This is a genomic window from Flavobacterium pygoscelis (genome assembly GCF_023162025.1).
GTDB classification, from domain to species: domain Bacteria; phylum Bacteroidota; class Bacteroidia; order Flavobacteriales; family Flavobacteriaceae; genus Flavobacterium; species Flavobacterium pygoscelis.
Window position 1 is genome coordinate 143742 of sequence record NZ_JALNUB010000004.1, and the last position, 23996, is coordinate 167737.

Sequence of the window (23996 nt, forward strand, 5' to 3'; positions counted from 1 at the left end):
AAGATAATTAATTAGAACTTATATAACATCAATTAAATTTAAATTCTATTTTTTAAGACAGCACTACTTTTATAATTCCTAACAATAAATTCAAAAGCAGCATTCATGATATTACCCATTGATTTTGCTTTTTTGAAATTCAAATCATTAGTATAGCGATAGAGTTCCATTTTTAATTGTTCTAAATGGGATTCGGGTGCCAAAACATCTTCTCCCATTATTTGAAGCAAAATCTTTATACGATTTTCAGCAGATAGAATTCTTTTGGCAAGAACAGAGCGCTCTTCGTCTTTATATTGCTCAATAGAGCTGTTTTGAAGTTTTTCTTTGACTAATTTAACCATTGGATAATTCTCTTTGAAAAACTGAGGACGATAGACTTTAAAATTCCCTTCATAACACTGCTGATCAAAATCTATAGCCCGTATTTTATAAACTACGTGATCAAAATCATGCGTAGGAACGATTACATAATTATAAGAACGCATGTCGCCTAATAAGCGTATCATACAACGTTCGTTGAACTTTACAAACTCTTTAGCAATTTGTGCTTTTTCGGTTGCAGTACAATCGGCAAGTAATGTTTTTATAAATACATCGCCAGGAATTCCCATAATATGTTCCTCTATCAAAGTGTCTTGATAAACTAAAAAATTAATTTTATCTGGAGAGAGAATGTGTTCTAATTCTAGTCCATAAACGCGAGAAGCATCAGCTTTTTTGATATAAAAATGGGTATAATTATCATTAAGAATATTTCTAACTTTTATTCTAAATGGTTTCGAATTTCCAAAAGTGCAATAATCAATAGAGTCTACATTAAGAAACTTGATAATACCTAAATTTCCATCGGAGTGTAAAAGGGAATAGATTTTTTTTAGATTTAAATCGATTTCTTGTCTTTCATATTCATTGTAATACACTCTGATCCATAACGTATCTTGATCGTTTTTATCATAAACAGTTACAGAGCCTGAAAAACGCAATAAATCATCATAAAAAATAGAAACTTTAGAGATGCGATCAAATCGTTCCAGATACTCCAAAAGAGAATCATTTATAGGATAAGAAGGTTTTTTAAAAAGCATTATTGGCTCACTCATTAGAAAAATATTTACTACAAAATTACAATAAAATAGAGAGGTAAAGAAGAATTATAAAGGACTATAGCAATAAAGAATGTAGAATAGAAAAGTAATAAAAATCTTGATTCTTAAATGGATGAATGATTTAATAATAAAAAATTAAAATATAAATTATTTCCTATAATTTTCTTAGTAGTCAAAATAGTTTAAACAAGGGACACAATTTGATAAATTTCATAAAATTAACCCTTTATAAGTGAAATTTATAAAAAAATAAAACGGATAGATAAATATATGCTTTATATTTGATAACCCAAATTAGCTATATTTTAGAACCTACTATGTCAGATAAACTCGAACTTTATTTTAAAGCAGCACAGTCCGCCAAGATTGGTATTTGGAAAATGAATTTGCAAAACAACCACATCTATTGGGATTCTGTGACCAAATGTATTCTGGAAGTTCCGGATGAGTACGAACCTGTTAATGGCAATGGTATTAGTTTTTATACTGAGGGAGAAAATAGAGAAAGAATTAAAAGCCGTATTTTTAGTGCTATTTATGAAGGTATCTCCTTTAATGATAAATTCCAGATTACAACTGCCAAAAATAATATTAAATACATAGAATGCATTTGTATAGTAGAAAGTATTGATGGAAGACCTACTAACTTATTAGGTACCTTTCAGGATATTACTAATGAGCAAAATTTAATAAATGAACTTGAACTTAACGTACAAAAATTTTCTTCAATTTTTTCAAGTGCGAATGACGCCATATTTATTATTGACACTTCAAACGGAATTATAACCGATTGTAATACGAGATCAACAGCGCTTACAGGATATGAAATTTCAGAATTAAAGGGCTTACACAATTCGGAATTATTCCCCGAAGAGTTCAAAAAAGAAGTCCGCTTTTTTTTAAAGTATAATTTGCATCGAAATGAATATACGGTTGATGAAACTTATATTAAAACAAAATCAGGTCATTCTTTGCCTGTAGAGATAGCATCGGGGAAAAAATTTCAAGTAGATAATATAACTTACCTAGTCTGCTTTATCAGAGATATTAGTGAAAGAAAGAATGCAGAAAACAAACTAAATCTACTTTCTCTAGCCGCATCTGAAACTACCGATACAATTGTAATTGCTGATGATAAAGGAATTGCTGTTTGGGCCAATAAAGCCTATCTAGAGCTAACGGGCTTAACCATGGAAGAAGTTTTGGGGAATAAAGTAGGGTACTTATCTAAAGGTCCAGAAACAGACCCGCATGCTTCTATGCTGATGCGTAAAGCAATTTTGAATAAAGAGAGTATAAAAATAACGATTCTCAATTACCGCAAAAACAACGAAAAATATTGGTTTGAATTAAATATTACCACTGCATTTGACAACAAAAACAACTTTGTCAATTTTATTGGGGTGGGTCGAAATGTAACTTCTAGAATTGAAAAAGAGTTAGAATTAAAAGCTCTTTTAGAAGTAACCAGCAATCAAAATAATAAATTATATAATTTTACCCATATCGTTTCTCACAATATTCGCTCTCATACTAGCAACTTATCAATGGTTGTCGATGTGATTGAAAACACAACAGATATTGATGAAAAAATTTCCTATTTTGACTTGTTTAAAGAAGGAACGGAGAAGTTATCTGAAACCATCGAATATTTAAATGAAATTATAACTATTCAACAAAAAACTAACATAGAAAAAAAACAAGTTTATTTAAAAGCTGAAATAGAAAAAACAAAAAAAGCCTTACGATTAGTCATAAAAGATAGTAAAATAACAATAACCGATACAATTCCAGAAGACTTAACGGTTAACGTAATCCCTGCTTATCTTGACAGTATTTTACTAAATTTATTTACAAATGCAATAAAATACAAATCAACTAATCGAAATTCAACGTTAGAAATAGGATATGAAATTATTAACGAATACATTGTCATACACTTCAAAGACAATGGGTTAGGTTTAGATTTAATCAGAAACGGTCATAAACTTTTTGGTATGTACAAAACCTTTCATGGCAATGAAGATGCCAAAGGAATTGGTTTGTTTATTACAAAAAATCAATTAGAAGCCATGAATGGTAAAATAGAAGTCGAAAGTAAAGTAGATGAAGGATCTAATTTTAAAATTTATTTAAATGAAAAATAAATTGACCTATATTATAGACGATGATAAACTGACTGTCAAATTAATGACTATTCTAATTTCTAAAAATGAATTTTGTGAGGAAATAAAATCTTTTTATAATGCACAGTTTGCATTAGAACAATTAAAACAGAATTCTGATAATCACAATATTTTACCTGATGCGATACTTTTAGATCTCAATATGCCATTAATGGATGGATGGCAATTTCTGGATGAATTTATTCATTTATCGATTACAAAAAAGATTTCAATTTTTATAATGACCTCTTCAATCGATCCCGCAGATATAGAAAAAGCAAAGAAATATAATGTGGTTAAAAATTATATTGAAAAACCAATTACATCAAAAAAACTTGATACACTTTGCAGACTAATTAGCGACATAAATAAACCTAATTAATACAAAATAGCGATTAAATCTGTTGTATTTAAAGAAATATAAAACGGATGACATTTAATCAACAAGATGTTAGAAAATTGTAGGATTTTGCTTTTTTTATTTAAGAAACATATTTATTTATTCTATTCTTTTAATATATCATAAAAACAGATTTATGGTATATTTGTGGTATTATGAGATCACTAAAAAATGTATTATTCTTTATTTTCTTTTGCTATTTTTTTAATACCGCTACAGCCCAATACATTGTAGTTGACAACACATTGAATGCCCAACAACTTGTTGAAAATGTTTTAGTTAAAAGTACCTGCGTAACTATTACTAATTCAAAGGCAAGTGGAGATGATTTTTCAGGCAGCAACACAAGCTACTCATACTTTAATGCAGGTAGTAGCAATTTCCCTTTTCAAGAAGGCGTTGTTTTAAGCACCTGGAGCAGCACAAACTCTGTTGGTCCATTTATCCGAAATAGTGGTGGTGGTTCAGAAAATTGGAAAGGAGATACTGATTTAGAACAAGCATTAAATTTGAGCAATACATTTAATTCAACTGTTTTAGAATTCGATTTTCTACCTCTAACAAATTTTGTCAGTTTCAATTATATTTTTGCTTCAAATGAATACCAAGATTATTTTCCTTGTCAATTCTCTGATGGATTTGCTTTTTTAATAAAAGAAAAAGGAACTGCAGATCCTTATATAAACATAGCAGTGTTACCCAATACTACAACTCCCGTTTCTTCTGCTAATGTTCATCCCCAAATTCCATCTTTTAATGGTTCGAATGGTGTTATAAGAGGTTGTGGTGCTAAAAATGAAAATTATTTCAATGGATACAATACAGATTCTAGTCCCATAAATTACAGTGCACAAACCAAAGTATTAAATGCTCAAAGTCCTGTGATTGCGGGCAAAACGTACCACATAAAATTAGTAATTGCGGATCATTTAAATGTAGATTATGATTCAGCTGTTTTTATAGAAGCTGGTAGTTTTTCTCCTAAAATAGATTTAGGTTTAGAACAAACTGTTTGTTTTGGAGAAAAGTCAGTTATCAATACTGGACTAAACAACAGTGCTTATACTTATAAATGGTTTAAAAACGGTACCGAATTACCCGAAACAAACGCAAGTATTACTGTAGAAAGCCCTGGAGAATATACTGTAAAAGTTATAATTGCAGGAAGTTGCGAAGCAGAGGGTAATGTTATTATTAAGTACACAAGCCCTATCACAACTCAACTTGCGCAATGTGGGGATGATAGTGGGAATGCGTTATTTGATTTAACCCAATTGAATACTACAGTTAATGGAGGAAATACAGACTCTGTAAACTATTACGAAACTTTGGCAGACTTAATCAATAAGAATCCAATTATAATAAACCCATCAAACTATAGTGCTGCATCCAAAACAATTTATGCTAAAGTAAGCAACACTTCCTCAGGATGTGAGAAATCTGCTGAGATACAACTTCAAGTTTTAAGGACTTCAAGTCCTATACAAACAATTAATTTATGTGATGGCAATGTTACTCAAAATAGCTTTCGTTTATTTGACTTTAGAAAAGAAATCAGTCCGCAAATTCTACCTAAGGTTATGTCACCAAATGCAATTCAAGGATATTATTTAAACGAAAATGACGCCATTCTGAAAACCAATATTCTCGCTAATAATTACGCTACTACAACCAATCCACAAAACATTTTTGTTCGCATTGAAAATGGATTAGACTGTTATGGTATCTATGAAATAGAGTTAAAAATAGTTCCTTATACTACAAGTGTTCCATCTATAATTACTGGAACTGAAATCAGTGATTTTTCTGGAGATACTAATTCTGTTTTAATACAAACCAATAAAACGGGTCCAATAGAATACTCGCTAGATGGAACGCAATTTCAGAAAGAACCAATCTTTAGAAATGTAAAAACTGGAATTTATACCGCATATGTTAGAGAAACTTTTAGCTGCAGTCTCTCTACAATGCTGATTTATGTGCTTGATTATCCTCGTTTTTTTACGCCAAACGGCGACGGAATTAATGATTCATGGAGCATTAAGAACTTAAATTTATTTCCCAATGCAACAATAAGCATCTTTGATCGATACGGAAAGCTATTAAAGCAAATGAGTTCAAATAACTTAGGATGGGACGGGACTTTTAATAATGTACAACTACCTTCGGATGATTATTGGTTTAATATTGATTTTAAGAATGGAAAAATCATAAAAGGAAATTTTTCGTTAAAAAGATAAGAGTTATTTTCTTATTTTTAGCAAATGAGAAAAACATTACTTATCCTTTTTATTTTTATATCAATTAGTTGCCTAGCGCAATTCAGTAAATCTCATTACATACCACCATTAACTAGCGCTGAAGGTTTAGAAGGAGATCAATACATCTATATCTCAACACCAAGTATTGTAAAAGTAAATTTTGAAATTAAAGAAATTGGAGGAAATACAATTAAAGGAACTGTTTCTAATAATTCTCCCTATATTCATAGTATTGGGCAAGGAATTAACACACAGTTGTTTGTTGACAAAAATCAAATTGGAAAAACGAGCAATAAAGGATATATAATTGAATCCGAAGATTTAATTTATGTAAGTGTAAGAGTTAATTCAGCTCGGAACCAAAATGGATCTTATAATCATGCAGGAGGACTCGTTTCTAAAGGAAATAGCGCTTTGGGCAAAACCTTTAGATTGGGCGCAATGCTAAACCCAATTTTTGACAGTACATTACTCAACTTCGCTTCGATATTATCGACAGAAAATGACACCAAAATTACTATTTCTAATATTCCAAACGGAACCCAACTTGCTAACGGCACATTAATTACTGGCCCGATAAACATTACTTTAAATAAAAACGAAAGTTATGTTTTAGCCTTGCAGAATACTGACGGCAACACGCCATCAAACAGCTCGAAAATGATTGGCGCCTTGGTTGTGTCGGACAAAGATATTGTTGTTAATTCAGGCTCTTTTGGAGGAAGCAACAGTTCAACAGTAGATAATAGAGGCAATATATCTGGTAGAGATATAGGATTTGATCAAATTGTTTCGTTAGAAAAAACAGGTAAAGAATACATTTTTGTAAAAGGAAATGGATCTGATGATATCGAACGCGTTTTGTTAGTAGCTCATCAAAATACTATTGTTTATCTAAATGGATCAACTGATCCTATCACCATTAATGCCGGAAATTATATAGCAATTGACGGATCGAGTTTTAGTAATGGTAATTTATATGTTACTTCCTCTCAAAATATTTTTGCTTACCAAAGTATAGGCGGAACAAATGCTGCAGCAAACCAAAATCTATTTTTTGTTCCGCCTATAAAATGTACTACTCCTAATATGGTCAACAATATTCCATTTATAGAATCTATTGGTAACATAAAATTTAACGGAGGTTTAAATATAGTTACAGAAGCTGGAGCAATCGTAACTATAAACGAACAACCTATAGGAGTCTTGCCTACACCAATTAGTGGAAATCCCAATTTTGTTAGCTACACAAAAAATAATTTAACTGGAAATATAACGGTAAAATCTACTAAGCAAGTCTATGTTTCTTACTTTGGTACCAACGGAGCTGCTACATACGGAGGCTATTATTCTGGATTTGACACTAAACCAGAAGTAGTCACAGAAAGAGTTTCTATTACCAATTCGAAATGCATACCCAATATCATTCTAAAAATAAGCTCTCTTTCCTCCTACGATAGTTTTCAATGGTATAAAAATGACAGTCCTATCCTTGGAGAAATATCAAATTCTTTTACTCCGACTGAACCAGGATATTATCAAGTACAAGGAACGATATCTGGATGTCCGAATACATTCCCAATATTTTCTGATAAAATACCTGTTAGCAACTGCCCTACAGATATGGACAATGATGGTACAAATGACAATGTAGATATTGACAATGATAATGATGGAATTACAAATTGTACAGAATCGTATGGAGATCTTTCAATTAACCTTTCCAACTTAGAAAGCGGAAGCATTTCTAAAGAAAACTATAATAATTCTTTTTCTGGCGTCATATCAACTTCAATCCTTGCAGTTTCTAATCCTTTGACAGGAAAAAGCAATGGAGTTTTCACATCCGAAATTCCAACAGGAAAGGACAATAGTGTTGGTTATGTAATGAATTTTGCTAAACCAATTTCTATAGCTTTAGAATATGTAAATACTGCAAATACAGCGGATCTACTAAATTCTAATGCAGAATTTATAATAAAAGCACCTATCGACAAAACAATAACGATTCTTAATCCGGACAATCAGTTGTTAATAGACACTAACTATGATGGGATTTTTGAAAGTGAAGTAAAAGAATACTCCTCTTTTGAAATTCGTTTTCGATTGAACAGCACAGTTCCTTTAGCTGCAGGAACCGGAACTTTTAGCTTGCGATCGTATTTGACCGATTCATTAACTTTCATTCACAAGAACTTATCCGATACTTCAAATAATAAAGCTACTTTTCAAATTAAAGCTACTTGTTTACCAAAGGATTCAGATGGGGATGGAATTCCAGATCAACTTGATTTAGACAGCGATAACGATGGAATACCTGATACTATTGAAGCTCAAATAGACAATGCAGTTGCTCTCTCCAATATTGACACGAACAAAAATGGTTTAGACGATGCTTTCGAACCCGGTTTTTTTCCTGTAGACACTGATAATGATGGAGTTCCCGATTATCTAGATGTAGATAGCGACAATGACGGAATATACGATTCTATTGAAACAGGAAGTTTGGGCACTGATACTGATAATGATGGCATCAAAAATTACCGTGATTTAGATAGTGACGGCGATTTGTGTTTTGATGTCATAGAAGCTGGTTTTTTAGATCCCAATTTTGATGGACTATTAGGTAACAATCCTGTAGTAGTAGATGTAAAAGGAAAAGTGATTAGTGCAATAGCATACACCACTCCAAACAGCAATTACATTACTGCCGCTCCAATAATTATAACTATTCAACCACAACCACAAATTATTTGTGAGCTACAAAACACAACAATATCTATTACTGATAATCTTGGAAATACCTACCAATGGCAAATTTCTGTGGATGGAGTAAATTGGACGGATATAACAAACAAAGTTACTTATTCTGGGGTTACTACAAATACACTTTCCTTAACAAGCGTAAAAAGCGCAATGAATGGCTATAAATACCGCGTAAAACTAAATAAAATAGGTAATAGTTGTGGATTAATTTCAAATGAAATCGCACTTCAAACTTATGCACTACCCATTGTCAATAACATTAACCTAGTACAATGTGACGATGATTTTGATGGGATTACCACTTTTAATCTTACAATAAAAAACAATGAAATTACAAATAACGCAACTGCACAAACCTTTACTTTTTACAAAACTTTAGTAGGTGCAAATACACAAGATGCTTTACAATTAATTGCAAATCCTTTAGCTTTCACAAATGAAATTCCTTTTAATCAATCCGTTTGGGCAAGAGTTACTAACAGCAATGGTTGCTTTAGCGTAGCACAAATTGACTTAAAAATTTCAGCAACAGCAATTCAATCTTCTTTTGAAAGGACATTTGAAACTTGTGATGATTTTATTGATTCTACAAATGATGACACTGACGGAATCGCAACATTTAATTTCAGCACTGTCACAGATGATATAAAAAATATACTTCCGGTTGGCAATTATACTATTACCTATTACCAAAATCAAGCAGATGCTTTATCTCAATTAAATAAAATTACAAATTACACCAATTACAGAAACACAAGTAGCCCAATAACACAACAAATTTGGGTTCGAGTAGATAGTGATTTAGACAATACTTGTTTTGGGATAAAACCTTGTATAACGCTAAAAGTCAATCCAACACCCAATATAAATCTGAATAAAGACCACAGTCAAGATCAATTAATTTGCTCTAATATCCCTACTTTATTTGTAACCTTAGATGCCGGAATTGTAGATAATTCACTCACTTCTAATTATACTTACATATGGACAAAAAATAATGTCGTTTTAAACGGAGAAACCAATCCTACCCTAGCAGTAAATACCGAAGGAAATTATACTGTTGAAGTTAGCTCTGGATTAGGATGTAGCAGAATCAGAAGTATAAAAGTCAGTCCGTCAGACATCGCTACATTAACTAATATTGAAATATCAGATCTAACTGACGATAACACAATTATAGTAAATACAAAAGGACCTGGAAAATACGAATACAGTTTAGATGGTCCCACTGGCCCTTTTCAAACATCGAATACTTTTACCAATGTGCCGCCAGGAATTCATGATATCTACGTAAACGATGCAAATGGATGTGGAACAATTAGTAAAACCATAGCAGTACTTGGTATACCAAAATATTTCACTCCTAATAATGATCACTACAATGATTACTGGCAGGTAAAAGGAATAAACACTTCCTTTAATGCCAATACAACAATATATATATTTGATCGCTACGGAAAATTACTTAAGCAATTAATTGCCACAAGTGAAGGTTGGGATGGCACTTTCAACGGAATTCAGTTGCCGTCTGATGATTATTGGTACACTATAAAATTAGAAGATGGTAGAGAATTAAAAGGACATTTTAGTTTAAAAAGATAATAAAGAATTATAGGACGTGCCACCACAAACAAAAAGGGCCAAACGCATCATAGTGATGAGTTGGCCCTTTTTGTTTGTGCTGTCGGGCTATCCACGCTACTTCGGTAGCTTGTTCCTATCCCTCACGCAAGTAAAGTGATACAAACGCTACATAAAATTCTAAAACAGTTAAGAAATATCAACAAACAAAAAACCCATTCAAATAAATGAATGGGTTTTTTAATATAATAAAAGATAAATTAGATTTTAAATCTTTTTCTATCAGTTTCAGTCAAGTAAATTTTTCTCAAACGAATAGATTTCGGAGTAACCTCAACATATTCATCTTTTTGAATGTACTCTAAAGCTTCTTCTAAAGAGAAAATGATTGGAGGAATAATTCTCGCTTTTTCATCATTTCCAGAAGAACGTACGTTAGATTGTTTTTTCTCTTTAGTTACGTTTACACACATATCATCTCCACGAGAGTTTTCTCCAATTACCTGACCTTCATAGATCTCAGCATTTGGCTCAACGAAGAATTTACCACGATCTTGTAATTTATCGATAGAATAAGGAATAGCTTTTCCTTTTTCCATAGAAATTAATGAACCTTTGTTACGTCCAGAAATTTCTCCTTTGTAAGGCTCGTATCCTATGAAACGGTGTGCCATAATAGCCTCACCAGCAGTAGCAGTAAGCAATTGATTACGCAATCCGATAATTCCACGTGATGGAATATTGAATTTTACAATCATACGCTCCCCTTTAGTTTCCATACTCAACATTTCACCTTTACGCATCGTAACAAACTCTACCGCTCTTCCTGAAAGACTTTCAGGTAAATCGATTGTTAGCTCCTCAATTGGCTCACATTTTTTACCATCAATTTCTTTGATAATAACTTGTGGTTGACCAATTTGTAATTCATAACCTTCTCTTCTCATTGTTTCAATAAGAACTGACAAGTGAAGTACTCCACGACCAAAAACCATGAACTTATCAGCAGAATCAGTTTCACCCATCTTCATGGCTAAATTTTTCTCTAATTCTTTTGTCAATCTTTCACGAATATGACGAGAAGTTACAAATTTACCTTCTTTACCAAAGAAAGGTGAATCATTAATGGTGAACAACATACTCATTGTTGGTTCGTCAATAGCAATAGATGCTAATCCTTCAGGGTTTTCATAATCAGCGATTGTATCACCAATTTCAAATCCTTCAACACCAATAATAGCACAAATATCTCCAGCAATTACTTCTTGAACTTTTTTACGGCCAAGACCTTCAAAAGTATGTAATTCTTTAATTTTTGATTTTGTTACAGAACCATCTCTTTTCACTAATGAAATTGGCATCCCTTCTTTCAAAACTCCTCTTTCCAAACGACCAATAGCAATACGACCTGTAAAAGCAGAGAAATCTAAAGAGGTAATTAACATTTGAGGTGTTCCTTCTGAAACTTTAGGAGCTGGAACGTTAGCAAGAACCATATCCAATAATGGCTCAATGTTTTCAGTTTGAACTTTCCAGTCATCAGACATCCAGTTATTTTTAGCTGAACCGTAAACTGTTGGGAAATCCAATTGTTCTTCAGTAGCACCTAATTCAAACATTAAGTCAAAAACTTTCTCATGAACTTCTTCAGGAGTACAGTTTTCTTTATCTACTTTATTAATAACTACGCAAGGTTTTAAACCAAGGTCTAAAGCTTTTTGCAATACAAAACGCGTTTGTGGCATTGGCCCCTCAAATGCATCCACCAAAAGACAAACTCCATCAGCCATATTTAATACACGCTCTACCTCACCACCAAAATCGGCGTGACCAGGAGTATCAATAATGTTGATTTTTGTTCCTTTATACTGAACAGAAACATTCTTTGAAGTAATTGTAATACCTCTTTCGCGCTCTAAATCGTTGTTGTCAAGGATTAAGTCTCCTGTGTTTTCATTGTCACGAAACAATTGACAGTGATACATAATTTTATCAACCACTGTAGTTTTACCGTGATCGACGTGGGCAATAATTGCAATATTTCTTATAGATTCCATCTGTGTTTTTTAATGGGCGCAAATGTACAATTTTTTTTTAAATAAATAACATTTCCGTAATAGTTTCCATACGCTTAACCTATTACACCTAAAAAAGCACCCTAAAAAACTTAAAAAAATAAGTTCTAAATGATGTTTAAAAAGTTGATAATATTTATTTATATTTGAGTAATGAAAAGCAAAACCAACCAAGTAATCCTAGTTTACATCGTAATTTCGATGTTTGCTGTTATTATTAGTCATAAACTACTGCAGCACTTCCTATCTGATGATAAAAGCAACAATTATAATTTTATCAAAGAAATTCTTTTTATACTATTTACGGGAGGAATTTTCAAACTTATCCTCGCCAAAAATGATCAAAGAAACATTGCTGTTTTTAAAAAGCTAAAAAAAACGAATGAAAAAATAAAGGAGAGTAACGAAAAATACAATATCGTTGCAAAAGCAACTAGTGATACAATTTGGGATTGGAAAATACAGGACAATAGCTTTTCATGGAATAAAGGCATAGAAAGCATGTTTGGCTACACTCAAGAAGAAGTAATTAACAGTTCTGATTGGTGGTTTGACAAGATTCACCCAGAAGACAGTATAAAAATGTCTGTTAAACTATATTCATTTTTAGAACAAAAAACTAAAAATTGGCAGGATCAATATCGTTTTAGATGTGCGGACAACTCTTATAAATATGTTTTAGATAGAGGTTTTTTATTAAAAGACAATCAAGGTAAAGCTACCAGAATGATTGGAGCAATACAAGACATTACTAAACAAAAGGAAGAAGAGCAAAGATTAAGACTACTAGAAACCGTCATCACACAATCTAAAGATTCTATTGTTATCATAGAACCAAATCCTAATGAGATTGGAGTTTCAAAAATAATATATACCAATCCCGCTTTCTCTATCATGTCTGGTTATAAAAAAGAAGAGGTATTAGGAAAAACTACAGCTATTTTTAAAGAAATGTATTCTGATCAAAACGAATACGACAAATTGATTGATGCGCTTAAAGAAAAACAGGAATGCTTAATCGAGACAATAACCTATAAGAAAAACAAAGAGAAATACTGGATTAGATTTACTATGATTCCTATTTATAATTCAGAAAAGATTCTCACTCATTGGATATCGATACAAAGAGATGTATCCGAAGAAAAAAACAACGAAAAAGAAAAAGAACAATTAATTAGAGAATTAACACAGAACAATAAAGATTTAAAGCAGTTTTCATACATCACCTCCCACAATTTAAGAGCTCCTTTATCAAACCTAATTGGTCTTTTAAACTTGATCGAAGATATTCCGATTGAAAATCAAGAGTTAAATGAAATCTTAATGGGTTTTAATAAATCTACTCACCTATTAAACGATACTATAAACGATTTAGTAAAAGTTATCATTATTAAAGACAAACCGTCTATTCAAAAAGAAGAAGTACTGCTTAAAGAAGTGTTTGAAAACGTGTTCAGCCAGTTGAATTTCCAAATAGAATTACATAAGCCGACTATAAAATTAGATTTTGAAAAAGCAAAAACAATTCACGCCAATAAAGCCTATATCGAAAGTATTCTATTAAACTTGATGACCAATTCGATTAAATACAAATCTGAAAATAGAAAATTAAAAATAGCCATTACCTCAAATCAAATCGACAATACAGTTATTTTAACATTCAAAGACAACGGCATAGGAATAGATTTAGTGCGCAATAGAGCTAAAGTATTTGGCTTATATCAGCGCTTTCACAATTATCCTGACAGCAAGGGACTTGGATTATACCTTGCAAAATCACAAGTAGAAACTATGGGAGGAACAATAGATATCGAAAGCGAAGTTAATATAGGAACTACATTCACATTAACATTTAAAAACAAAGAATAATGCTAGATCAAATCCTATGCATTGATGACGATCCAATAACACTGATGCTTTGCAAAAAAGTAATCAGTAAAGCTTTGTTTTCTAAAGACACCATCGCTTTGAAAAACGGAGAAGAGGCAATAAACTACTTTAGAGATCTTAGAGATAACAAAGAGAAAAATGCATCAATTTTAAAACCGCAACTTATTTTTTTAGATTTAAACATGCCCGTTATGGGTGGTTGGGAATTTCTAGACTATTTTACAAAGGAAGAATTTGCAGAATTTAATACCATAAAAGTTATCATTCTCTCCTCCACAATTGATCCAGATGATTTAGAAAAGTCTAAAACCTATCCAATGGTTATTGATTTTTTACCAAAACCAATTAGTAAATTAATGCTAGAATACTTAACCAATAAATTAGAAAAGTAAGATATATAAAAAAAGCTCTCATAAAATGAGAGCTTTTTTTATATACACAAAATTGTATTAATTACAATTTAGAAACAAGTTTCGTTAATTTAGATTTTAAATTAGAAGCTTTGTTATCATGAATAATATTCTTTTTAGCTAATTTATCAATCATAGAAATTACATTAGATAATTTAGATGTAGCATCTGTTTTATCTGTAGCTATTCTTAGTGCTTTGATAGCATTACGAGTAGTTTTATGTTGGTATCTATTTAATACTCTTCTCTTTTCGTTAGTTCTGATTCTCTTTAGAGCTGATTTATGATTTGCCATTTTATTACTTTTTTTTCTTTTACTAATTTTTTGTAGTCCGTAAGGGAATCGAACCCCTGTTACCAAGACGAAATCTTGGCGTCCTAACCCCTAGACGAACGGACCATTATCCCCTAAGTTTTTTCAATATGAATTGAATTGTAGCCCGTAGCGGAATCGAACCGCTCTTACATGGATGAAAACCATGCGTCCTAACCGATAGACGAACGGGCCATTTTCCCTCTAAGTTCAGGAGAACTTCATTCTGCAATAAAAATAGTAGCCCGTAGCGGAATCGAACCGCTCTTACATGGATGAAAACCATGCGTCCTAACCGATAGACGAACGGGCCCTGCTTCTCTAATGCGGATGCAAAAATACAACTATTTTTGAAACGTACAATAGCTTACGCATATTTTTTTATTTTTTTTCAATATGCCTTAGCAAACAACACTCTCCCAACGGAACTTTCCCCAGTAAGCACACAGTCTCCCGCTTCAAGAACTCTATCTAAAGGGATACATCTAATGGTTGCTTTAGTCAAGTCTTTAATCTTTTCTTCAGTAGCCGCAGTTCCGTCCCAATGTGCTGATACAAAACCTCCTTTAGTATTTAATACTTCTGTAAATTCTTCAAAACTATTCACCTCGGTGATATGCGAATTTTTATAATCTAACGCTTTATCAAATAAATCTTTTTGAATTTGAATCAATAAATCACTAATATAAACTTCGATTCCATTTTTAGAAACCACTTCTTTAGTTAAGGTATCTCTTCGAGCAACTTCAAAAGTTCCGTTTTCTAAATCTTTTGGACCTACAGCCACTCTAATTGGCACCCCTTTTAATTCCCATTCCGCAAATTTAAAACCTGGCTTTTGAGTCGTTCTATTATCAAATTTAACAGTGACATTCAATTTTCGCAAGGCCGCTGTCAAAACAGCCACTTCGGATGCTATTAAATCCAATTGCTCCTCTGTTTTATATATAGGAACAACTACAACTTGTATCGGTGCCAAATTAGGAGGTAAAACCAATCCTTGATCATCAGAATGAGTCATTACTAACGCACCCATCAAACGAGTTGAAACTCCCCATGATGTTCCCCAAACATATTCTTGCTTTCCTTCTGTATTAGCAAACTTCACATCAAATGCCTTAGCAAAATTTTGACCTAAAAAATGCGAAGTACCGGCCTGTAATGCTTTTCCATCTTGCATTAAAGCCTCGATACAATACGTTTCCTCAGCACCAGCAAAACGCTCCGTTTCTGTTTTTATTCCTTTTACAACTGGAATTGCCATGAAATCCTGAGCAAAATCAGCATAAACATTCATCATTTTTTCAGATTCCTCTACAGCTTCTTCTCTTGTTGCATGAGCAGTATGCCCTTCTTGCCAAAGAAATTCTGCAGTACGCAAGAACAATCTAGTTCGCATTTCCCATCGCACTACATTGGCCCACTGATTAATTAATAAAGGTAAATCTCTATAAGACTGAACCCATCCTTTATAAGTAGACCAAATTATAGCTTCACTAGTAGGACGAACTATTAATTCTTCTTCTAGTTTTGCATTTGGATCAACCATCAATTTTCCAGGTTTATCTGGATCATTTTTCAATCTATAATGTGTTACAATAGCGCATTCTTTAGCAAATCCTTCTGCATTCTTCTCCTCTGCTTCAAACATACTTTTTGGCACAAATAAAGGAAAATAAGCATTTTCATGCCCAGTTTCTTTAAACTTTCGATCCAATTCGGCTTGCATTTTCTCCCATATCGCATATCCGTAAGGCTTGATCACCATACAGCCTCTCACTCCTGAGTTTTCGGCTAAATCGGCCTTGACAACCAATTCGTTATACCATTTTGAATAATCTTCTGATCTCTTAGTTAAGCTCTTACTCATATTGAATAGTTTGGCATAAATTTTGCATTAATAATTTTACGTAAATAGTTTAGCAAAACTAACTATTTTTGTAACGTCCAACAATAAAAAACTCCATAGATATGAAAACTAATACTCTTTCACCCAGAAATACATCAATATATTACTTTGTTGTTTTTTTTAGTGTCTTATTGACTTCATGCGGCTCCTACCAAAATAGTTCTTATTACGACTCTGATGGAATTTACGGAAGCAGCGCTAATAGAACAATTGAAACAAGAAGCCAAAACAACTCGTACGATAGAAACCAATATAAGGATTATTTTGCTACTTTACAGAAAGACAATACATCAGATGAAATTTTCACCAATGTTGATGACTATAGCAGTTATGATTTGAATTCTGAATCGGTTCAAAATAATGAAACAAATTATCCAGGTTGGGGAAGCAATCCGCAAAATATAAGCATTAATTTCAATGATAATAATTGGTACGGGAATTATTGGTACGGAAACAATTGGTATGGTAATAATTGGTATAGAAATTACTGGGGATGGAATGGTGGATATGGATGGGGATTAAATGTAGGTTTAGGATGGAATAATTATTACGGAAATGGTTTTTACGGAAATAGCTATTATGGAAATGGTTACTACGGGAACGCTTACTACGGAAATGGATATTACGGAAATAGTTACTATGGAAATAATTGGACAAATTCAAATTACTACAATAGTAGAACGCGTTCTTACAATTCTAGTAGAAGAGGTTCTACCTACGATAATGCAGGTATTAATGGTCGAAATTCTGGTACCTATTCAAGAACACAAAATAACAACAATAGAAGGACTATAAACTCAGAAAACAGACAATCGACTGATTTTAATAGAAATTCATCTAGTAGAACTAGTCCTACTTTTTCAAGAAATCCACAACAAACTCCAAATTACCCTCAAAACAATACACAGAGCGCTCCTAGAAGAGGTAATACAAATAATGGTCGTATTGAAAGCACTACACCAACCAGAACCTATTCACCAGAACCTAGATATGACAATTCTTCAAGATCTTACAATAACACAAGATCTTCAGGTAGTGAAACTAGATCTTCAGGAGGCGAAACTAGATCTTCGGGCAGTAGAGGTGGCAGAAGTGGCGGTAGAGGATAATTCAATTTACACTATTAAATTTTAATTTTAAATCAGATGAAAAAATATATATTTTTACTAGCATTAGGCTTTTCTGTTAGTGTGGCACAGTCTCAAGAGTTATCGGACGCGCTACTTTATTCTCAAGAAAATTTAAACGGAACGGCGAGATTTAGAGCAATGGGAGGTGCGTTTGGAGCATTGGGAGGTGATTTTTCTGCTATTACTGTAAACCCTGCAGGTTCAGCTATTTTTTCAAATAATCAAGTAGGACTTACTATAACCAACTTTAACACCAAGAATAATTCAAATTACTTTGAAAACAAGACTTCTGATAAAGAAAATACTTTTGATCTAAATCAGGCCGGAGCAGTTTTTGTATTTAACAACAGAAAAGAAAGTAACTGGAAAAAAATCTCTCTAGCAGTAAATTACGAAAACACTAATAATTTTGATAATAAACTATTTTCAGCTGGTATAAATCCAACGAATTCTATAGATAAATATTTTTTAAGTTATGCTAATACGGGTAATAACGGAGCTCCAATACCACAGGAATTTGTAACTAGAAAAAATGGAGAATCAATATCTGATCTTTACTCCTACTTAGGAAATAATTTACCCTACGGTTTTGCAGCACAACAAGCGATGATTGCATTTTATAATCAGGGTTTTATAATTGATGTCGTTGATTTTAATAATCCGAATAGCACTTACTCATCATTGGTACCCACTAGAGGTAATTATTATCAAGACAATTATACAACGAGTACGGGTTATAACGGAAAATTATCTTTTAATGCAGCTACCTCTTATAAAGATAAACTATTTTTAGGTTTAAATTTAAATTCTCATTTTACAGATTTAAAGAAATCAACAAGTTTTTACGAAGACAACAATGCACCATTAATAAGTGACTATACTATTACTTCGATACAGTTTGACAATAACTTACATACGTATGGAAATGGATTTTCGTTCCAAATGGGAGCTATCGCCAAATTAACTAATGAGGTACGTGTGGGATTAGCTTATGAATCTCCAACATGGTATACTTTAAATGATGAATTATCTCAAAAACTTATTACAGTTAGTAGTGCTACAACAGGAAATGACTTAAAAGAAACCGTTGATCCAAGATTTGTTAATATATACGAATCATATAAATTACAATCTCCTAGTAAATTAACTGGAAGTTTCGCCTATGTTTTTGGTAAATCTGGATTAATAAGTGTTGATTATGCTATGAAAGATTACAGTAATATTAAATTAAAAACTGGCTTTGATGGCTTAAATAAAGAAATAAATAATGTACTTACCAATACAGGTGAATTAAGAATAGGAGCTGAATATCGAATTGATGCTTTAAGCTTAAGAGCAGGTTATCGTTACGAACAAAGTCCTTTTAAAAACGGTAATACTATAGGTGATCTAACAGGTTACTCTACAGGTTTAGGATATAACTTTGGATCTACTAAGTTAGATTTAGCCTATTCTTACGCAAAAAGAAACTCACAACAAGGTTTCTTTGCACAAGGATTTACAGATGGTCCAAAAATAGATGCCATTAATAATAATATTTCTGTATCACTTATATTTGAACTATAATTATTCTAAAAATAAAATTTAAAATCCGCTTCATGTTTTTGAAACGGATTTTTTTTTAGGTTTAGAGCTACAAAAACTAATTTTATTTTTACCAAATCATATTTAGGTTAAGAGTGTATTAACTCTAAAAAAAAGGAAAAGAAAAGTAAACAAGTTCAGTTTGAATAAAAAGTTGTAATTTTGCAAAATTCCCAAATTATCGGGATTCTAATGATATGAGAACGAAGTCTTTAAAAAAGAATAAAATAAATGTAATCACTCTTGGATGTTCTAAGAATGTGTATGATAGTGAAGTACTTATGGGTCAACTTCGCGCGAGCGGAAAAGAGGTGACGCATGAAGCTCCAGAAGCTGAAGAAGGAAATATAATTGTAATTAATACTTGTGGATTTATAGACAATGCCAAAGCAGAATCTGTAAATATGATACTAGAATATGCAGATAAAAAAGAAAAAGGACTAGTAGACAAAGTATTTGTTACTGGATGTTTATCGGAACGTTATAGACCGGATTTAGAAAAAGAAATCCCTAACGTAGATCAATTTTTTGGAACTACTGAACTGCCTGCATTGTTGAAAGCTTTGGGAGCCGATTATAAACATGAATTGTTAGGAGAACGTTTGACAACTACTCCTAAAAATTATGCTTACTTAAAAATATCTGAAGGATGTGACAGACCGTGTAGTTTTTGTGCTATTCCTTTGATGCGAGGTAAAAACGTATCGCAAACCATTGAAAAATTGGTAAAAGAGTCTGAAGGTTTAGCAAAGAACGGTGTAAAAGAACTAATTCTTATTGCTCAAGATTTAACTTATTATGGTTTAGATATTTATAAAAAAAGAGCTTTAGGTGAATTATTAGAAGCTTTAGTTAAAGTTGAAGGTATTGAATGGATTCGTTTGCATTATGCATTTCCTACAGGCTTCCCGATGGACGTTTTAGAAATTATGAAACGTGAACCAAAAATTTGTAATTATTTAGACATTCCATTGCAACACATTTCAGATTCTATTTTGAAATCGATGCGTCGTGGAACAACACAAGATAAAACAACAAAATTATTAAAAGAATTTCGTGCTGCAGTTCCAGGAATGGCTATAAGAACTACTTTGATTGTTGGTTATCCTGGAGAAACACAAGAAGACTTTAATACTCTAAAAGATTTTGTACAAGAAATGAAGTTTGACAGAATGGGATGTTTTGCTTATTCTCATGAAGAAAATACTCATGCTTATTTACTAGAAGATGATGTTCCTGATGCGGTAAAACAAGAACGAGCTAATGAAATCATGGAATTACAGTCTCAAATTTCATGGGATTTAAACCAAGAAAAAATAGGTCAAACATTCAAATGTATCATTGATAGAAAAGAAGGCGCACATTTTGTAGGTCGCACTGAATTTGATAGTCCAGATGTAGATAATGAAGTGTTAATAGATGCTTCAAAATATTACTTAAAAACAGGTGACTTTGCTATGATAAAAATTATTGAGGCAACTGAATTTGATCTTTATGGTGAACCTGCTTAAAATTTATTATAATTGATTTAAAAAAGCTAATTATGAAACTATTACAATCCATTTTTATTATTCTAGTTGTATTTTTATTTTCTACTACTGTTTCCGCACAATATGGAAATGGTGGATATAATAACGGTTACGGAAACAATTATGGTAGTAATCGTCGAATGAATAGCGGCATGGATCAATCAATGTCTCAACAAAAACCAAAGGAAATACCTGTTGAAGTAACCGTTGCTAAAATTATTGAGCGCATAAAACCAGAATTAAATCTAGATGAACTTCAAGCAATTGCGATTTCTAACATTTTGACCGAAAATATTAGAACACAAGGAATGCTTATTAAAGCTGAAGTAAGTCAAGACGATAAAATGGCAAATATTAAAGCACTATCAGAAGCAACAGACAGAAAAATCATGGAGTTGCTGAATAAAGAGCAAAAAGAAAAATATACTGCTTTGAATCAAGAAGCAAATAGTCCTAAAAAATCTAAGAAGAAAAAGTCTGAATAATAAATTGTAGCGCTTCGATAAACTATCCTTATGAGAAATTTTTATTATTACCTTTTTTTTGTAATCTTCGTGACTTCTTGCGCGGTTAATCCGTACAAAAAAACAGAAAAAATATACGATGAAAAACTAAAATCTTTACAAGAAACCATTTCAAATAAAGAAAGCGTTACACTACCGATGGTTAATAACTTTAAAATAACCGTTGAACCCACTTACTCTGACAATTTATTAAATATAAAAGATTCTATTTCAAAAATGGAACTTACAATTTTAAGAAATGGTGTAAATACTGAATGGATTGGAACCGTTAACTTTAACTTAAGAAAGCCAAACTTTATTATTTTACATCATACGGCTCAGGATTCTATACAGCAAACTATCAAAACATTTACATTGGCGCGAACCCAAGTTAGCGCACATTATGTTATTGGAGATGATGGTCGTGTCGTACAAATGTTGAATGATTATTTAAGGGCTTGGCATGCCGGTAATGGTTCTTGGGGAAAAAACACAGACATTAATTCTGTATCTATTGGAATTGAATTAGACAATAATGGCTCTGAACCATTTTCTGACTTACAAATCAATAGCCTATTGGCACTATTAACAAAGTTAAAAAAAGATTATAATATTCCTGTTCAAAATATAATAGGTCACTCTGATATTGCTCCTAAACGAAAAGTAGATCCAAGTGTGCTTTTCCCATGGAAAACTCTTGCAGAAAAAGGATTTGGAGTTTGGCCAGACGAAGAACTGGAACCTGCGCCTGCTGATTTTAATGTAGAACAAGGTTTAAGAATCATTGGTTATGACACTAAAAATTTACCCGCAGCGATTAGTGCTTTTAAATTACATTTCATTCAAAGTGAACTAAGTACTACTTTAGATGAGAAAACAATTAATACCATTTATTCTATTTACAAGAAGCAATAAAGGCTATTTGTAAAAAGACAAAAAAATAAAATTGTAAAAAAACGAGAGTAGAATTGGTTTAACCGCTTCTACTCTCGTTTTTTATTTTTAAAATATTTAATTATTCAATTACCAATGATTTCATATTCATGAACTCTTTAATCCCAACTGCTCCTAATTCTCTCCCGTATCCTGATTTTTTTATACCTCCAAAAGGAACTTGAGAAACTGAACGAACAAGAGAGTTTACAAAAACATTTCCTGATTCTATTTTCCTAGCTAATTTATATGCCTTTTCTCTATCTTCTGTCCAAATTGCGGCGGCTAATCCATAACGATGGTTATTGGCTATTGCAATGGCATCGTTTTCATCTTTTGCTCTGATCACAGTTGCTAGTGGACCAAATGTTTCTTGCTGAAATGCTACTGAGTCCACACTAACAAAGTCAATTAAAGTAGGTTGAAAATTACAATTTTCATATGATCCGCCTGTAACCAATTTTGCTCCCTGTTTAAGTGATTTTTGTAATTGATCTGCTAATGTATCTACTAAATCCAATCGCGCCAAAGGCCCCAAATCAATTCCATCCTGCAAAGGATTTCCTTGCTTCAAAGAGGCTATATTAGCTGAAAAAAGAGAAACAAATTCATCTGCTACTTTATCAGTTACAATAAAACGTTTGGCACAAATACAGGCCTGACCTGCGTTTAACATTCTAGAATGTGCAGCTACCTCAGCAGCTTTAGTAAGATTAGCATCCTCTAAAATGATAAAAGGATCAGATCCACCAAGCTCCATTACCGACTTTTTAATATGTTTTCCAGCTAATGAGGCTACCGAAGAACCTGCAGCTTCACTACCTGTTAAGGTAATTCCTTGCACAATATTAGAACTAATCACTGTCTCAACTTGAGATACTTCTATACTTATCTGCTGAAAAACACCTTCTGGAAATCCTGCTTCTAAAAAGGCACTTTCAATCGCTTTAGCACAACCGATAACGTTTGAGGCGTGTTTTAATAGTGTTACATTACCCGCCATAATTGCTGGAGCAGCATAACGAAGAACTTGCCAAAAAGGGTAATTCCAAGGCATCACTGCAAAAACAGCTCCCATTGGATCGTAAACAGACATACTCTTGAATGGTGTTTCATAATACACATCTTTCAGCATTTGTTCTGCATTTTCTGCATAATAATCGCAGTTTGATGCAGACTTTTCAACTTCGGCCACACTTTCTGATAAGATTTTACCCATTTCATTTGTGATGAGTAAGCCTAATTTTTGTTTATTCTCTCTAAGAATGTTTGCCAATTTTTGCATCATCTCCGCTCTTTCCTGAAAGGAGGTGTGTTTCCATTTGTTAAAAGCGTTTTCAGCTAATGCAATTTTTTTGTTTAACGCAGCATTGGATAAAGATTCATACTCTGCTATTACTTCTTGTGTAAATGGATTTATGGATTTAAATATCATCTT

At 32.3% G+C, this 23996-nt stretch carries 16 protein-coding genes and 3 tRNA genes; 11 read left to right on the top strand and 8 right to left on the bottom strand.

All coding sequences use genetic code 11. The features are described from left to right. Positions 1–38: 38 nt before the first annotated feature. On the bottom strand, positions 39–1103 hold the full coding sequence (locus MW871_RS07370) for a hypothetical protein (RefSeq protein ID WP_188049773.1): 1065 nt from the start codon (positions 1101–1103) through the stop codon (positions 39–41). A 323-nt stretch (positions 1104–1426) separates the two neighbouring features. On the opposite strand from MW871_RS07370, the gene MW871_RS07375 reads away from it, so the two are divergent. From MW871_RS07375 to MW871_RS07390, 4 genes are all read left to right on the top strand, one after another. Continuing rightward, a complete protein-coding gene (locus MW871_RS07375) occupies positions 1427–3256 on the top strand; it encodes a sensor histidine kinase (RefSeq protein WP_248428106.1) in 1830 nt (609 codons plus the stop codon). Further along, positions 3246–3656 carry a response regulator gene (locus tag MW871_RS07380; protein WP_188049771.1) on the top strand — a complete coding sequence of 137 codons (411 nt, stop codon included), beginning with the start codon at positions 3246–3248 and terminating at the stop codon, positions 3654–3656. The genes MW871_RS07375 and MW871_RS07380 overlap by 11 nt, the downstream gene beginning before the upstream one ends. 173 nt (positions 3657–3829) lie before the next feature. Continuing rightward, the gene (locus tag MW871_RS07385; RefSeq protein WP_248428107.1) at positions 3830–5914 is read left to right on the top strand and encodes a choice-of-anchor L domain-containing protein; all 2085 of its coding nucleotides are present in this window, start codon (positions 3830–3832) and stop codon (positions 5912–5914) included. Between the two features lie 24 nt (positions 5915–5938). Next, on the top strand, positions 5939–10303 hold the full coding sequence (locus tag MW871_RS07390) for a T9SS type B sorting domain-containing protein (protein WP_248428108.1): 4365 nt from the start codon (positions 5939–5941) through the stop codon (positions 10301–10303). Positions 10304–10542: 239 nt separating this feature from the next. On the opposite strand, the gene typA is transcribed toward MW871_RS07390, so the two are convergent. Beyond that, positions 10543–12339 carry a translational GTPase TypA gene (typA, locus tag MW871_RS07395; protein WP_248428109.1) on the bottom strand — a complete coding sequence of 599 codons (1797 nt, stop codon included), beginning with the start codon at positions 12337–12339 and terminating at the stop codon, positions 10543–10545. A gap of 171 nt (positions 12340–12510) precedes the next feature. Between typA and MW871_RS07400 the strand changes: the two genes are divergently transcribed. Both MW871_RS07400 and MW871_RS07405 read left to right on the top strand, forming a co-directional pair. Next, a complete protein-coding gene (locus tag MW871_RS07400) occupies positions 12511–14226 on the top strand; it encodes a PAS domain-containing sensor histidine kinase (RefSeq protein ID WP_248428110.1) in 1716 nt (571 codons plus the stop codon). Then, complete coding sequence (locus MW871_RS07405) at positions 14226–14639, top strand: response regulator (RefSeq protein ID WP_248428111.1); 414 nt, start codon at positions 14226–14228, stop codon at positions 14637–14639. Before MW871_RS07400 ends, MW871_RS07405 begins: the two co-directional genes overlap by 1 nt. A 61-nt stretch (positions 14640–14700) precedes the next feature. On the opposite strand, the gene rpsT is transcribed toward MW871_RS07405, so the two are convergent. The 5 genes from rpsT to proS form a co-directional block, all read right to left on the bottom strand. Further along, complete coding sequence (gene rpsT, locus MW871_RS07410; RefSeq protein ID WP_066078122.1) at positions 14701–14952, bottom strand: 30S ribosomal protein S20; 252 nt, start codon at positions 14950–14952, stop codon at positions 14701–14703. A gap of 33 nt (positions 14953–14985) precedes the next feature. After that, a tRNA-Glu gene (locus MW871_RS07415) sits at positions 14986–15057 on the bottom strand. 36 nt (positions 15058–15093) lie between these two features. Further along, positions 15094–15165: transfer RNA gene (locus MW871_RS07420), tRNA-Glu, on the bottom strand. A gap of 46 nt (positions 15166–15211) precedes the next feature. After that, positions 15212–15283: transfer RNA gene (locus MW871_RS07425), tRNA-Glu, on the bottom strand. A 78-nt stretch (positions 15284–15361) separates the two neighbouring features. Then, positions 15362–16840: a proline--tRNA ligase gene (proS, locus tag MW871_RS07430; protein ID WP_248428112.1), complete on the bottom strand. Its 1479-nt coding sequence runs from the start codon at positions 16838–16840 to the stop codon at positions 15362–15364. 101 nt (positions 16841–16941) lie between these two features. Between proS and MW871_RS07435 the strand changes: the two genes are divergently transcribed. From MW871_RS07435 to MW871_RS07455, 5 genes are all read left to right on the top strand, one after another. Continuing rightward, positions 16942–17988, top strand: coding sequence for a hypothetical protein (locus MW871_RS07435; RefSeq protein ID WP_248428113.1), 1047 nt, complete (start codon positions 16942–16944; stop codon positions 17986–17988). A gap of 36 nt (positions 17989–18024) precedes the next feature. After that, the gene (locus MW871_RS07440; protein ID WP_248428114.1) at positions 18025–19575 is read left to right on the top strand and encodes an OmpP1/FadL family transporter; all 1551 of its coding nucleotides are present in this window, start codon (positions 18025–18027) and stop codon (positions 19573–19575) included. A 215-nt stretch (positions 19576–19790) separates the two neighbouring features. Further along, positions 19791–21104 (top strand): 30S ribosomal protein S12 methylthiotransferase RimO, encoded by a 1314-nt coding sequence (gene rimO / locus MW871_RS07445; protein WP_248428115.1) that lies wholly within the window; start codon positions 19791–19793, stop codon positions 21102–21104. A gap of 32 nt (positions 21105–21136) precedes the next feature. Continuing rightward, positions 21137–21607, top strand: a complete 471-nt coding sequence (locus MW871_RS07450) for a hypothetical protein (protein ID WP_188049761.1) — start codon at positions 21137–21139, stop codon at positions 21605–21607. 30 nt (positions 21608–21637) lie between these two features. Beyond that, positions 21638–22540 carry an N-acetylmuramoyl-L-alanine amidase gene (locus MW871_RS07455; protein WP_248428116.1) on the top strand — a complete coding sequence of 301 codons (903 nt, stop codon included), beginning with the start codon at positions 21638–21640 and terminating at the stop codon, positions 22538–22540. A 100-nt stretch (positions 22541–22640) separates the two neighbouring features. On the opposite strand, the gene MW871_RS07460 is transcribed toward MW871_RS07455, so the two are convergent. Beyond that, positions 22641–23993, bottom strand: a complete 1353-nt coding sequence (locus MW871_RS07460; protein WP_248428117.1) for an NAD-dependent succinate-semialdehyde dehydrogenase — start codon at positions 23991–23993, stop codon at positions 22641–22643. Positions 23994–23996 lie beyond the last annotated feature (3 nt).